This window comes from uncultured Phascolarctobacterium sp. (genome assembly GCF_958349595.1).
Lineage (GTDB): Bacteria > Bacillota > Negativicutes > Acidaminococcales > Acidaminococcaceae > Phascolarctobacterium.
This window is the reverse complement of record NZ_CATWDQ010000014.1, coordinates 34,288-47,558: the sequence shown is the minus strand read 5'-3', so window position 1 is coordinate 47,558 and position 13,271 is coordinate 34,288. Positions and strand designations below refer to the sequence as shown.

General features: G+C 52.3%; 12 protein-coding genes. 4 read left to right on the top strand and 8 right to left on the bottom strand.

Features of this window, described 5'->3' with window-relative positions; translation table 11 throughout:
• Positions 1-2: 2 nt before the first annotated feature.
• From Q4G98_RS09870 to rsxC, 7 genes are read right to left on the bottom strand one after another with little or no spacing between them, the layout of a single operon-like run.
• On the bottom strand, positions 3-1,028 hold the full coding sequence (locus Q4G98_RS09870; protein ID WP_298565857.1) for an FAD:protein FMN transferase: 1,026 nt from the start codon (positions 1,026-1,028) through the stop codon (positions 3-5).
• Positions 1,025-1,930, bottom strand: coding sequence for an RnfABCDGE type electron transport complex subunit B (locus Q4G98_RS09865; RefSeq protein WP_177560047.1), 906 nt, complete (start codon positions 1,928-1,930; stop codon positions 1,025-1,027). The genes Q4G98_RS09870 and Q4G98_RS09865 overlap by 4 nt, the downstream gene beginning before the upstream one ends.
• Positions 1,931-1,942: 12 nt before the next feature.
• Complete coding sequence (locus tag Q4G98_RS09860) at positions 1,943-2,518, bottom strand: electron transport complex protein RnfA (protein ID WP_177560044.1); 576 nt, start codon at positions 2,516-2,518, stop codon at positions 1,943-1,945.
• On the bottom strand, positions 2,508-3,110 hold the full coding sequence (gene rsxE, locus Q4G98_RS09855) for an electron transport complex subunit RsxE (protein ID WP_177560041.1): 603 nt from the start codon (positions 3,108-3,110) through the stop codon (positions 2,508-2,510). Before rsxE ends, Q4G98_RS09860 begins: the two co-directional genes overlap by 11 nt.
• Positions 3,111-3,112: 2 nt before the next feature.
• A complete protein-coding gene (locus tag Q4G98_RS09850; protein WP_298565862.1) occupies positions 3,113-3,697 on the bottom strand; it encodes an RnfABCDGE type electron transport complex subunit G in 585 nt (194 codons plus the stop codon).
• Positions 3,690-4,724, bottom strand: a complete 1,035-nt coding sequence (locus Q4G98_RS09845; RefSeq protein ID WP_293661691.1) for an RnfABCDGE type electron transport complex subunit D — start codon at positions 4,722-4,724, stop codon at positions 3,690-3,692. The genes Q4G98_RS09850 and Q4G98_RS09845 overlap by 8 nt, the downstream gene beginning before the upstream one ends.
• Before the next feature lie 38 nt (positions 4,725-4,762).
• A complete protein-coding gene (rsxC, locus tag Q4G98_RS09840; RefSeq protein ID WP_298565866.1) occupies positions 4,763-6,124 on the bottom strand; it encodes an electron transport complex subunit RsxC in 1,362 nt (453 codons plus the stop codon).
• A 555-nt stretch (positions 6,125-6,679) separates the two neighbouring features.
• On the opposite strand from rsxC, the gene Q4G98_RS09835 reads away from it, so the two are divergent.
• The 3 genes from Q4G98_RS09835 to Q4G98_RS09825 are packed head-to-tail and all read left to right on the top strand — an operon-like array spanning position 6,680 to position 10,228.
• On the top strand, positions 6,680-7,579 hold the full coding sequence (locus Q4G98_RS09835) for a radical SAM protein (protein WP_298565869.1): 900 nt from the start codon (positions 6,680-6,682) through the stop codon (positions 7,577-7,579).
• Positions 7,580-7,599: 20 nt separating this feature from the next.
• Positions 7,600-8,286, top strand: coding sequence for a C40 family peptidase (locus tag Q4G98_RS09830; RefSeq protein ID WP_177560028.1), 687 nt, complete (start codon positions 7,600-7,602; stop codon positions 8,284-8,286).
• A gap of 52 nt (positions 8,287-8,338) precedes the next feature.
• Positions 8,339-10,228, top strand: a complete 1,890-nt coding sequence (locus tag Q4G98_RS09825) for a sigma-54-dependent Fis family transcriptional regulator (protein WP_177560026.1) — start codon at positions 8,339-8,341, stop codon at positions 10,226-10,228.
• A gap of 76 nt (positions 10,229-10,304) precedes the next feature.
• Here the strand turns inward: Q4G98_RS09825 and Q4G98_RS09820 are convergent, their stop codons facing one another.
• A complete protein-coding gene (locus Q4G98_RS09820; RefSeq protein ID WP_293661698.1) occupies positions 10,305-12,200 on the bottom strand; it encodes a TonB-dependent siderophore receptor in 1,896 nt (631 codons plus the stop codon).
• 431 nt (positions 12,201-12,631) lie between these two features.
• Between Q4G98_RS09820 and trmB the strand changes: the two genes are divergently transcribed.
• Positions 12,632-13,270, top strand: coding sequence for a tRNA (guanosine(46)-N7)-methyltransferase TrmB (trmB, locus tag Q4G98_RS09815; protein WP_293718822.1), 639 nt, complete (start codon positions 12,632-12,634; stop codon positions 13,268-13,270).
• The last annotated feature ends 1 nt before the right edge of the window (position 13,271 follow it).

The window sequence follows — 13,271 nt, the reverse complement described above, 5'->3', positions numbered from 1 at the left end:
AATCATCTTCCTTTGGCAGGCTGCCAGGTTTGCTGCAGATTTTCGGATACAAAAATACTGCCGTCGTTTTCAACAATGACAACGGCCAGGTCTTTGGCAGCGGTCAGCCTGTTTTTGATTTCCGGCGTCGGCAGCAGAAAGAACAGCGTGGAATGGTAATCCGCCTCCAGCGCTGACGGCGCGATCACCGTTACCGACTGGTGCAGCCGGGACGGCTGGCCTGTCTGGGCGTCTAAAAGATGATGGTAGCGTACACCGTCTACTTCGTAGTAGCGCTGGTAATCGCCGGAGGTAGCGGCCGCCTGGCCATCTGTCAGCAGCACCGTGCCTAAAAAGGCTTCCGGATCGCGGGGATGCTGGACAGCGACGCGCCAGGGCATCTTGCCGGGTTTATTGCCGACTGCTTTGATATTGCCGCCGGCGTTGATCAGAGCGCAGGTGACATCGGGATGTTTTTTCAGGGTGGCGGCGGCCGCATCGACAGCATAGCCTTTGGCGACGCTGCCCAGGTCGAGCTTAACGGCCGTATCGTGATATTTTAAAGTCTGGGCCGCAGTATCAAAATGGTATTGAGCTTTACCGGTATGACTCAGGGCCGCCTGTAATTTTGCCGGAGCCGGCAGGGTATTCTGGCTGCGGGCCGTTTGCCACAGGTCAACGACAGGAGCGGTAGTGATATCAAGCTGCGTGTCCTGACGCTGATCCAGCCAGGCCAGCAGTTTGGCCAGCTGCGGCGCAACATGCACCGGGGTATCTGCAGCCCTGCTGTTGGCTTCATATAAAGAGCCGGGGCCGCCGTCGCAGAACCGGTCCGTGAGCAGCGCGATCTGCTGAAAGGTCTGCAGCGCGTCGTCAACAGCTAAACGGGCTGCGCCGGGCTGCTCGCTGTAAGCGTCGATCTTGACGAAGGTGTCCATGGCAAAGCGGGTGTCGCTGACTTTGACCTGTGCTTCTTCGCCGCAGCCGCTGACACTGAACGCCAGCAGCATCATCAGGATAAGCAGATATTTTATGCCGTAACTTTTCATTGTTTGCCGCCGCAGCTTTCTCCCAGCGGACAGGAGCTGCAGCCGCTTTTTTTATTTGTAGCGACTGTACCCTGCTCATGCTCGGCAGTAATGGGTTCTAACTGGTGCAGGCAATGCCGCGGACATTTTTGGACGCACAGTCCGCATTCGATACATTTGCTGTGGTCGATAACGGGCAGGCTGCCGTTGGCGTCTTCACGCATAGTGATGGCCTGCACCGGGCAGACCTTGGCGCACATACCGCAGCTGATACAGGAAACGCTGCAGTCGACCATGGCGGCCTTGCCTTTGTCACGGTTATTGCATTTTAAATGGATCCTGGTACTGGCACTGGTGATATACAGCACCATCTGCGGACACTGGCGTACACAGATGCCGCAGCCGCTGCATTTGCCGTAGTCGATAACGGGCAGGCCGCTTTCGCTCATGGAAATGGCGTGGAAGGGACACATTTTGACGCAGGAGCCAAACCCCAGGCAGCCAAAGTTGCATTTGCCGGGGCCGCCGTAGTATTTGGCGACCAGATGGCAGTCTTTGATGCCGGTGTAATTGTACAGCTTGGGCGCGTTTTCCTTACAGCCGTTGCAGGCGACGCGGGCTACCTTGCGCAGGTCGGGCGATAAGGGTATATCGCCGGTAAAGCCCATGATGCGCGCGATCTTCTTTTTGGAGTCGGGCGAGCAGGCCAGACAGGGCGAAACACCGTCGCGTCCGCTGACGATGGCTTCAGCCAGCCCGCCGCAGCCGGGATAACCGCAGGAACCGCAGTTGGCGCCGGGCAGCAGATTGGTGATCTCCTCGATCCGGGGATCGGTATGCACGGCCAGCTTGCGGCCTGCCACAGCGAGAATAGCGCCGAACATGCCGCCGAGGCCTGCTACTAAAGCAACAGATTTCCACATGGCGTTCTCCTTTTAGTGTATGCCGGCAAAGCCCATGATAGCGATCGACATACAGCCGGCCGTGATCAGGGCGATGGGCAGGTTTTTCATACATTCCGGCGCGTCGCTGTCTTCCAGCCGCTCGCGGATGCAGGAAAACAGTACCAGGGCCAGCGTATAGCCGGCGGCGGTGCTGACGGCGTTGAGCAGGCTCTGCCAGAGCGTGTAGTTTTTCTGGATATTGATCAGGGCGATGCCTAAAATAGCGCAGTTGGTAGTGATGAGCGGCAGAAAAACGCCCATGCTTTTATGCAGCGCGGGCAGCATTTTTTTGATGAACATTTCCACCAGCTGTACCAGCGAAGCAATCGCCAGAATAAAAACGATGGTCTTTAAATAGGTCAGCCCGTAAGGGGCCAGGAACAGATAATAGACCAGCCAGGAGATCAGCGAAGCCAGTACCATGACGAAGGCTACGGCGGCGCTCATACCCAGCGCGTTGCGCAGGCTTTTGGAAACGCCCAGAAAGGAGCAGATGCCCAGGAACTGCGATAAAACGATATTGGAGATAAAGACTGCCGAAAAGATAATGGCGAAATTACTGTCCATGGTTTACCTCCCGTCTGGCTTTGAGATAGTTGAGCCCGCCGAACAGCAGTCCCATGGTGAGAAAAGCGCCCGCCGGCAGGATCAGCAGCAGTACGGGCTGCGTACCTGGCAGGGCAACGGACTGTCCGAGCAGGGTGCCGGCGCCGAAAAATTCGCGGCAGGCGCCGATAGCGCTGAGGGCCAGCGTAAAGCCCAGACCCATACCGACAGCGTCCTGCAGGGAAAGCCATAAGCCGTTTTTAGAAGCGAAGGCTTCGGCACGGCCGAGGATGATGCAGTTGACGACGATCAGCGGGATAAAAATGCCCAGGGATTCGTAGAGCGCCGGTACATAGGCGTTCATCAGCATTTCTGTCACGGTGACCAGCGAGGCGATGACGACGATATAGGCCGGGATCCGGATATTTGCGGGAATAAATTTTTTCAGGGCTGAGATGATCAGGTTGGAACCGATCAGAACAACGGTAAAGGCTGCGCCCATACCCAGAGCGTTAGTGAGGGAAGAAGTGGTCGCCAGCGCCGGGCAGACACCTAAAAGCTGAACGAACAGCGGATTTTCCCTGATGATACCTTTGGTAAATTCTGGCAGCATGGCTATACTCCTTTCCCGGCAGCTGCTAGGCTGACGCCAAAATGTTCCTGGTAATGCCTGCGTGCGGCATTGATGCCCTTGACCACGGCCTTAGAGGTGATGGTGGAGGCGGTAATGGCCTGGATCTCCTGCGGTTTGGCGGCGTTTTTGCTGACAATCAGCTCCTGGCTGAGGTCTTTGCCAAGAAACTGGTCGATAAAAGCCGGTTCTGTGCATTTGGCTCCCAGACCGGGAGTTTCATGCTGCTGCAGGATCTTGACGCCGCTGATCCGGGCGCTGGGATGTTCGATTCCCAGCATGATCACGACTTTGCCGCTGTAGCCGTCGGGGTCGACGGTATAGATGTAACCGTTAGTCTGCCCGGCAGACTCAGAGCGTTTGACGGCAACGATACGTTTGCCTGATGCCTGTTCGTCCGTAAGCTGGCCGGCAGAGGGCAGTACCTGTTTGTAACCCGCACGGACGGCGTCCGCTCTGCGGGCTTCGATCAAAGGCGCTGTCTGGTCGTGGGCGGTACCGACGCAGGCGGCGGCAATACCACAGACCACGAGCAGGATCGCAGCCAGACGCAGAATATCTTTACTCATGGCGCGCACCTCCTCCAAAGGGGACGTTAGTTACATAACGGTCGATCAAAGGGGTGACCATGTTCATGATCAGGATCGAATAGCAGACGCCTTCCACATAACCGCCGCGCAGGCGGATCAATGCTGTGAGTACGCCGAGGCCGAGCGCGTAGATCAGCCGGCCTTTTTTAGTGATCGGGCTGGTGACCCAGTCGGTCGCCATGAAAAAGGCGCCGATGATGAGGCCGCCGGCCAGCAGGTGATAAAGGGCAAACCAGGCCGGATATTCGCGCAGCCAGCCATAAACGGCAGTAATAGCGACAACAGTGCCGATATAACCGGCCGGGATGCGCCAGTCGATATGACCGCGCCAGATCAGGTAGACGCCGCCTAAAAGCAGGGCCGGGACGCAGGTCTCGCCTAAGGAACCGCCCACATTGCCCCAAAACAGCGCGCTCAGTGAGGGCAGGTCGATGTTCAGGCCGCGCTGCCAGGCATTTTCGGCCAGGCGGAGGGCAGCCAGCGGTGTAGCGCTGCTGACGGCGTCGGTATAAGGCGTGGCTGTAGTGACAGCTGCTGCTGCGGCTGTGCTCCAGGGCATGGTCCAGGTCGTCATCTGTGCCGGAAAGGAAGCCAGCAGGATGGCGCGCCCCAGGTGGGCAGGGTTGAAGATATTGCTGCCCAAACCGCCAAAGACCTGTTTGCCGATGACGATGGCGCAGAAGCTGCCGAAGGCGGCCAGACCAAGCGGCAATGCCGGCGGCAGGCAGAAGGCCAGGAGCAGGCCTGTCAAAAGGGCGCTGCCGTCACCAATGGTGAGCGGACGCCGCATGATTTTCTGACAGAGCGCTTCGCAGATGACGGCAGCGAGGCAGCAGGTAAGGATCACACTGAGGGCCGGCCAGCTGAAAAAGTAAACTGCGGCGGCCAAAGCAGGCAGCAGCGACAGCAAAACGTCGCGCATGGCGGCGCTGATGGTGCTGCCGCTGTGGATATACGGCGACGATGAGATGATAACTAAAGGCGTGGGAGCTTTGACCGGTTCCATAAGAGCCTTCCTTTCTATTCTATGAGTACGTAAGATACTTATTTTTTATAGTAGGGATTATGACCGCCGAAGCCGTCAGTCATGATGAACTGTTTGCCCATGCGGATATACTGTACCAGAGGGATATGGGCCGGGCAGTTATAGGCGCAGGAGCCGCATTCGATGCAGGCGCCGACGTGACCGGCCAAAGCTGCCGGCCAGTCGCGGCGTTTGACGGCCTTGAAAAGCTGGGTCGGCTCCAGAAACATGGGACAGGTATCGACGCATTTGCCACAGCGGACGCAGGGATTTTCCGGCGGCAGCTGGGCCAGCTTGGACTGGTGGTCGAAAATCAGCAGCCCGCCGGTGCCTTTCAGCACCGGAAAGTCGAGAGAATGCAGTGAAAAGCCCATCATCGGTCCGCCGGAAATGATGCGGGCCGGGTCGTTTTTTAAGCCCAGGGCGCCCTGTTCGACAAGGTGGCTGTAAAGTGTGCCGATGCGGACACGGTAATTACCGGGTTTACGGACGGTGTTGCCGCTGACCGTGACGATGCGTTCATAACAGGGCAGGTCGTCCTTGACGGCCTGCGCCGCCTGCATGGCGGTAGCGACGTTATCGACGATCACGCCCACAGCCGAGGGCAGGGCCCTTTCGGGCACGACGCGGCCGGTAACGGCGTAGATCAGATGCCGCTCGCTGCCCTGCGGATATTTTTCAGGACAGACGACGACGCTGATGTTAGGTTCGTCCGCAGTAAGCTGCTGCAACAGCTCGACAGCACGGGGCTTATTAGCTTCGATAGCGATGATGCCTTTATTGGCTAAAGAGGCTTTCAGAAAATATTTCAGGCCGCGGATGACTTCGGCGGCGTTTTCGATCAGGACCCGGTAGTCGGCAGTGATAAAGGGCTCACATTCAATACCGTTGAGGATGACTGTATCAATGATGCGGCCGCTGTTTTGCGGTGCGTATTTGACATGAGTCGGAAAGGTGGCGCCGCCCATGCCGACGATGCCCTTGTCTGCCAGAAGCTGCCGGATCTCATCAGGCGGCAATACCAGCCCGCTTTCACGGGGGCTGATCGTGGGATCGAGCGTGTCCTGACCGTCGTTTTTGATGACGATGCAGGTCGCTACGGTGCCGTTAGGCAGAAAGCGCCGTTCAGTGCCGGTGACGATGCCGCTGGCGCTGGCGTGGATATTGCTGCTGACAGCGCCCTGGGCTTCGGCGATCTTTTGGCCCAGACAGACCTTATCTCCCGGCTGTACTAACGGCTTGGCAGGGGCTCCGATATGCATCGAGAGCGGCAGCACGACTTTCTCGGGTGCGGGGATCGCCTCGATCGGCAGCTCCGCAGTTAAATTTTTAGCGGCATCGATATGGGTGCCGCCCATAAAAGTATGCAGACGGGAAAACATGTTGTCACCTCGCTTAAAGCAAATAGTGTATACTAATAAAGATTTAACATATATTATAAGGCGTAACCACAGAAATAGCAATCGTTTCAGCAACATTTTCCGGTAATGTTACCGGCCGTCAGAAAAATAGTAAAGAATGTAATAAAACGAAAAACTTCAGAACGTGAAGAAGATTATTGGGGATAGTATTATGTAGAAAGTTGATAATAGAGCGGTGAAGAAGTCTGCTGCGACTGTAACTGTTGCGTAAAGAAAAACGATTGTCTGCAAAATATATAAAGTGTAGTGGAAAAGAGCATTTTTGCTGTTGATTGGTTGGAAAGTTGCTATAAATTTAACAAAAAAAGCAGATTTATTTTACACTTTAGCCATAGTTTTCCAAAAAATTCACGAAAAAATACTGCGAAATACTGTAAAATAAGTTATAATAGGTATCGTAAAGTGTATTATAAGTTGCTTATTGAACACTTAAAATCGCTTTACTGTAATCCTGGCAGCTATCAAGTTGAGTATTTTTGATACTGCCGGTACAATTTAGGATACCGGGAGGTATACATGTTTTTTGACTCTTATGACACTCCTGTCTTTCGTCCGCCCAGTGAAGCCCGCAGTTTTATTCTGCGCGTGACCCGCGGCTGCGCCCATAACAAATGCACCTACTGCAATATGTACCGGGGCGTGCCGTTTCAGGTGCTGACTGAGGAAGAGATCGACAGACAGATCGAGGCGGCTGCCGCACACGGCAGAAATTCGGTCCGCAGAGTGTTTTTAGCCGACGGTGACGCTTTGGTACTGTCGACGCCGCGTCTGTTAAAAATTTTAGACGCGTTATACAAAACTTTTCCGAAGCTGCAAAGGGTAGCGGCTTATTCCGCACCAAAGGATATCCTGCGTAAATCGCATGAGGAATTAGTCGAACTGCGTGAAGCAGGCCTGAAACTGCTGTATTACGGTATGGAAACAGGTGACGACGCGACTTTGCAGGCGGTAAACAAGGGCGTCAGCGGCGCCGAAGCTGTTGAAGCAGGGCAGAAGGTCGTAGCGGCAGGCATGAAGCTGTCGATGATGATCATTCTGGGGCTGGCCGGCAAACCCGGCAGCAAGCGGCATGCGGCGGAGACTGCCAAAGCGATCAATGCCATCAAGCCGACGATGCTGAGCGCTTTGTGCCTGATGCTGTACCGCGGCAGCGAGCTGCTGGACCAGTTTGAACGCGGCGAATTTGAGCCGCTGTCCCCGCAGGGACTGATGGAAGAGCTGTACAGCATTTTAGCTGCTGTTGAGCTGCCGGAGGATCATCCGTGTATTTTCCGCAGCAACCATGTTTCCAATTATGTTCAGCTGGCAGGCACCCTGCCGAAGGACAAGGAACGGCTGCTGGGCGAGATCGCCTGGAGTGCCGGTGAATTAGCTAAAGTTAAGGAATGGGACGTTTATAACAATACAAGATATTGAGTGTGCAAGGAAGGGGATCGATGGTAATGAGGAAAATGACCGCATTGCTGACCTTTGTGCTGATAATCTGTCTGCTGCCAGCGGCAGCTTTGGCCAAAACCTTTAAAGAGGGCGACAAGGACTGGAAGATCATGGTCACCCAGCAGAAGCTGAAAACGCTGGGGTACGCGCCCGACCGTACCGATGGCAAGTTCACTAAAGCGACTGCCGCAAGCCTGAAGGATTTTCAGAAAAAGTATAAGCTGAAGGCTAACGGCCGTCTGGATGACAAGACCTATAAAAAGGTGACCTGGGAAGCCTTTAAAAAAGAAGGCATTACCAATGTCAAGGGCAAAGACGTCGTGAAAACGGCTTCTAAATATAAAGGTACTCCTTATAAATTCGGCGGCACAACGCCGAAAGGCTTTGACTGCTCGGCCTATGTACAGTATGTTTTCGGTAAGCACAAGGCACAGCTGCCGCGTACTGCCGATGTGCAGGTCTTAAAGGGTGTTTTTGTGCTGAAAAACCAGCTCAAGGAAGGCGATCTGGTCTTTTTCTCGACCTATGAGCCGGGAGCGTCCCATGTAGGCATTTATGCCGGCAAGGGCATGTTCTGGAATGCGTCGACCTCGCGCGGCGTAGTGCTCGATTCGCTGGACAATACTTACTGGAAGTCCCGTTATTACGGGGCGCGCCGTATTCTTGTCGATAACGGCGAAGTGTAATGTTCCAATAGGTTCCTGATGATATTTGATGAAATTGAGGAGGGGTCTTATAATGATCCGTGAAAAACGCAACAAGGAAAAACTGGCTTCCTATTATCGTAAGTTTATGGAAGACGGCGTCATCGATCCAAACGTCCATCCCTGGGTGGCCGAATCCTGGCAGCGCTGCCGGGCGATGAAGCTGCCCCATGAAACGATGCCCAAGCTGAATAAACTGAGCCGCGAAGAGATCGTTGAACACCAGAGGACCCATGAGTTTATCGTAAAATACGTCGACGGTTTGTATGAACAAAGCAAACAGCATTTCAATATCCATAACCTGAGCATGCTGCTGATCGACGAAGACGGTTATGTGATCAAAAATTATGCCCTGCCCTTTTTCCAGAGAGTGATCGAGGATATTCAGGGTATGCGCGTGCTGGAAGAGGATGTGGGTACTTCCAGCATCAGTATCGCGCGTGAGCATAATGTGCCCTTTTTGATGTTCGGCCCGGAAATGTGGATCAAAGACAGCCATTCCGGCGATGCCTGCAGCGCCCCGATCTCTGTCAACGGCAAGATCCGCTATATTATTTCCTTCTTCTCGCTGGATCAGAACGATCTGCCTTATGACCTCTTGCTGTCGCTGCTTTTGACGATGAAATATTCGATCGAACAGCATCTTTCCATGCTGGAATACTGGAGCATTTATCAGCTGATGATGAACGAGCTGCCGGTAGCCGTGTACTGGATCGGTCAGGATGAGCAGCTGAAATACTGCAATAATAATGCGCAGAAGCGTCTGGACGGCAAGCAGAAGCTGGAAGACGTTTTCCTGAATTATGAACATATCCCCATTAAAAAAGCTTTGCAGGGCGTACCGACGCACCGCCGTGAGATCACCTGGATCACGCAGGACCGTACTTATGAAGATATCACAACGGTCATGCCGATCAAAGTGGGCAGTGAGGTCGAAAGCGCGCTGGTCATGTCGATGTCGATCGAAGATCTGAAAACTACGATCGCCCACGCTACAGGCTACAGCTCCCGTTACAGCCTGTACAGCATGGTCGGCGAAACCAGCGAGTTCCTGGCTTTGCAGCATAAGGCTTCGCGGATCGCCCGCAGCGATAATAATATCCTGCTGCAGGGTGAACCCGGCACCGGCAAGCAGCGTTTGGCCCATGGTATCCATCAGGCCAGCCCGCGCGCTGCGGCACCGCTGATCGTTGTAAAATGTTCGAGTGCGCCGTTGGAGGCTCTGGAAGAAGAATTTTTCGGCAGTGTCGACGGCGACCGTCAGCCGATGGCCGGTAAACTGGAGCTGGCCCTGGGCGGCACGCTGTTCCTGGACGAAGTAGAAAAGCTGCCTGTGGAAATGGGCGACAAGCTGGCCGATGCTTTGAAAAATGGTTTGGTGAACCGTGAGACCGGTGTGCGCAAGAAATTGAACGTGCGTGTGATCGCGGCCTGTGATTCCAATTTAAAACGTCTGTCGGACAAGGGCTTGTTCTCCAAAGCCCTGTACGAGCTGGTCCTGGATACGACGATGCGTGTTCCGCCTCTGCGTGAGCGCGTCAAGGATATTGAAGTCATCGCTTCCCATATTCTGGCCGAGATGTCGGCGCAGCATAACCTGCCGCCGAAACGTCTGTCGCCGGAGGCGCTGAATCTTTTGACCAGCTGCAGCTGGCCCGGCAATATCAAGCAGCTGCAGGGCGTGATCGAGCAGGCTTTCTTCCATACTCCCGGAGCGATCATCGAATCCGAGAATATCAAGCTGCCCGGTGACCGGACGCTGGAAAAATCCTGGAAGTATGATAAAGACGCTTTTATCGCGGCCTGGAAATCCGCCGGCGGCAATATCAGCAAGCTGGCCGGTATGCTTGACGTCAGCCGCGTGACCCTGTACCGTTATCTGAAAAAATACGGACTGGGCCCGAAAGGAATGAAAGAAGAATAAAGAAAATAAAAGCAGAGTGTCTGGCACTCTGCTTTTTTCTGTCTGGTTTTAAATTTTATAAGTTTCAGGCCTGGATTTAAAATTTCATTTCTGCGCCCAGACGCCACATACGTCCGTAGAAGCCCATGTCAGACAAGTCTTTGTTAAAGACGTTGTCGATGCCGGCAAAGACACGGTATTTTTCGCCCCAGCGTTTACTGACGGTAAAGTTGAAGGTGTTGACGCTGTAGATCGCGGTACTGCTGTATTGGAAGTCGGTATACCATTTGTTCCAGGCAGTGACGTTCCATTCTTTTTGTACGGGCTCTGTCCACATCAGTTTCGCAGTGTAGGTGTTGCGGGCGCTGTATTGGATGCGGGAACCGTCCGAATCATCGACTGCGTTCAGCCAGTTGTAGTTGCCGGCTACGGTAAAGCCGTTGCCCAGGTCATGTTTGACTTCAAATTCGATGCCTTTCGAGGAAGTACTGTCGATATTATAAAACTTACGGTAAGTATTGGTAGAATCTGTAAATTTATAATCAATAGCGTCATCTTTTTTATTATCAAAATAGGTCAGTTTAGCGGAAGTTGTATCACCGAATTCCTGCTCGTAAGAAATTTCCCAGCCGTGGACTTTTTCGGGTTTCAAATCGGGATTTCCCAGCAACGGATAGGCAAAGATGCCGCCGTGGTTAAAGGAACCATACAGTTCGTCAACAGAAGGCGCGCGATACGAAGAACCGTAATTAGCTTTGAAGCGCGCTTTGTCGTTAATAAAATAAGTTGCGCCCAGATTGGCGGAAGTATGGTTGCCGAATGAATCATGGTGGTCGAAACGTACGGCGGGAGTCAGTAGTAATTTGCTGCCGGCACGGTATTCATCCTGTACATATATAGAATACTGGTTGGAATTTTTCATATTGTTGCCGCCGTAAAGCGTAGCTTTGTCACCACGATATTCGGCGCCGAAGGTGAGTTTGTTATTTTCGGCAGTCTTGACGGTATCGCGCGCTTCGATATTCCAGGATTTATATTTTTTTTCATCTGTAGCAGCGTTGTCGACAGAACCTGCGTCTCGGCTCAGCTGGCTGTAAAAAGCTGCTAAGCTGTAGTTGCTGTTAGCGTTTTTTCCGGTGTAAGTCATACCGACGGTTTTACGTTCTGATTTGAACGGTATCAGGGCTTCGCGCGGTGGCCGGGCCGTAAAGTTGTAGGAAATGCTTTCCAGATTTTCTTTATCATAGTCTACCAGTAAATTCAGGCTGTTATTTTCGTCCATTTCATAATCAATATTCAAATTATAGGCCTGCTTGGGACCGTTAAAAAGTTTTTTCCCTGCCTTATCGTCGATATTGCGCAGTTTACTGAAATTGGCGTCGAAGCTGGCGCTGAACTTGCCGCTTTTGCCGGTATCGAAATGATAATAATTGCTCATTTCCCGTGTGCCGGTAGAGATGCCTGCGGAAGCTTTAGGTTTTTCTGATTTTTTAGTGATAATGTTGATAACGCCCGACATGGAGCCGGAGCCATAAATAGCGCTGGCTTGTCCGCGCAAGATCTCTATGCGTTCGACATTGCTTAAATTAAGGCGGTCTAAGGCAAAAGCATTGGTCGATAAGGAAATAAAATAACTTTCGTTCGCGACCCGGCGGCCGTTGACTAAAATCAAAACGTCGTTGGTGTTACCACCTCGTATGCTGATGTTTTCACCGCTGCCGTGGCTGGCGCTGATCACGTCGATATTAGTGGCCAGCCTTAAGGCGTCCCGGACGCTGATCGCGCCGGTGTTTTTTATATCTTCCTGGGTAATGACTTCGACGCTGCGTGGATTTTCTTTCTGTGTCAGCTCTGTCCTGGTGGCGGTAACGACATACTCGTCCAGATTATACTGATGCAGATCGTCTGCGGCGGCTGCATTGCCGCTGCTGTTGATAGAACTTAAAATACAAAGGGCAATCAATAAACTGCTCTTTTTAGCAAAATGCTGCATGGTTTCACTCCCTCATCCTTAGCTACATGTAACTAATCTAATATTTAAGTTAGCCATAGCTAACTATAGTTTATATTTATATCACATTTCACAAATTTGTCAATATACTTTTGCATAATTATTTTTTATTTGCTTAAAAATCGGCCGGCAGAAAGCTGAGCAGCAGGCATTTTTGCAGCACCAGGCTTAAAGCAGAAGCGGGTGAGATTTCTGCGGCGACTTTTTTTAACTGCACAGTCAGAAGCTGTACTGATTGTGCGATCATGGCGGCAAATTTTTAAGAGGGCAGGGTATAAAAAAGCAGAGCGTGAATTTGATCGTTGCCGGTTCTTAACAAACTCGTAATTTTTTATAAAAATGATGATTAGAACGCCACTTTGTTATATAATATAAATTGGATTTGTATTTAGATTTTACAAAGGCGGGTCAGTATGAGATTAAGAAAAAAACCATGGATCGAAGAAGCAATGCAGGAGTTAAAAGACGAATATGTTTTGATGCATGATTTGGAAAAGTATAAAGGACGCTGGCAGGAGCTGTTTCCCGGCAAGCGTTTATGTTTGGAGATCGGCTGCGGCAAGGGCCGTTTTATTATTGGCATGGCCGGGCTGCACCCGGAAAAGGCTTTCATCGGCGTGGAAACGCAGCACGATATCGCCTATTATCCCGGTAAAACGGCCAAAGAACAGAAACTGGATAATATTAAAGTCATCTGTGCGAATGCAGAGCATCTGGAGGACTGGTTTGAGCCGGGCGAGATCAAAGAGCTGTATTTGAATTTCAGCGACCCGTGGCCGAAGGCGCGTCATGCCAAACGCAGACTGACGCACCGTAATTTTCTGGCTAAATACCAGCGGCTTTTAGGCCGGGGCGGACATCTGCGTTTTAAAACTGACAACAGGTCGCTGTTCGATTTTTCAGTGGAAGAGTTTAAGGAATTCGGGCTGGAAATCATTGCCTTGAGCTATGATCTGCATCATTCGGAGTATGAGAACGAGGTGCAGACGGAATATGAACAGAAATTCAGCGCGTTGGGAACACCGATAAATTTTTGTGAAGTGGTATTTTAAG

Bases quoted from the DNA above. Each gene is read 5' to 3' on its own strand.
- Q4G98_RS09860 (WP_177560044.1), bottom strand. From the start codon at position 2,518: ATGGACAGTAATTTCGCCATTATCTTTTCGGCAGTCTTTATCTCCAAT.
- Q4G98_RS09835 (WP_298565869.1), top strand. From the start codon at position 6,680: ATGTTTTTTGACTCTTATGACACTCCTGTCTTTCGTCCGCCCAGTGAA.
- rsxC (WP_298565866.1), bottom strand. From the start codon at position 6,124: ATGTTTTCCCGTCTGCATACTTTTATGGGCGGCACCCATATCGATGCC.
- Q4G98_RS09820 (WP_293661698.1), bottom strand. From the start codon at position 12,200: ATGCAGCATTTTGCTAAAAAGAGCAGTTTATTGATTGCCCTTTGTATT.
- Q4G98_RS09870 (WP_298565857.1), bottom strand. From the start codon at position 1,028: ATGAAAAGTTACGGCATAAAATATCTGCTTATCCTGATGATGCTGCTG.
- Q4G98_RS09825 (WP_177560026.1), top strand. From the start codon at position 8,339: ATGATCCGTGAAAAACGCAACAAGGAAAAACTGGCTTCCTATTATCGT.
- Q4G98_RS09845 (WP_293661691.1), bottom strand. From the start codon at position 4,724: ATGGAACCGGTCAAAGCTCCCACGCCTTTAGTTATCATCTCATCGTCG.
- Q4G98_RS09830 (WP_177560028.1), top strand. From the start codon at position 7,600: ATGGTAATGAGGAAAATGACCGCATTGCTGACCTTTGTGCTGATAATC.
- Q4G98_RS09865 (WP_177560047.1), bottom strand. From the start codon at position 1,930: ATGTGGAAATCTGTTGCTTTAGTAGCAGGCCTCGGCGGCATGTTCGGC.
- Q4G98_RS09850 (WP_298565862.1), bottom strand. From the start codon at position 3,697: ATGAGTAAAGATATTCTGCGTCTGGCTGCGATCCTGCTCGTGGTCTGT.
- rsxE (WP_177560041.1), bottom strand. From the start codon at position 3,110: ATGCTGCCAGAATTTACCAAAGGTATCATCAGGGAAAATCCGCTGTTC.
- trmB (WP_293718822.1), top strand. From the start codon at position 12,632: ATGAGATTAAGAAAAAAACCATGGATCGAAGAAGCAATGCAGGAGTTA.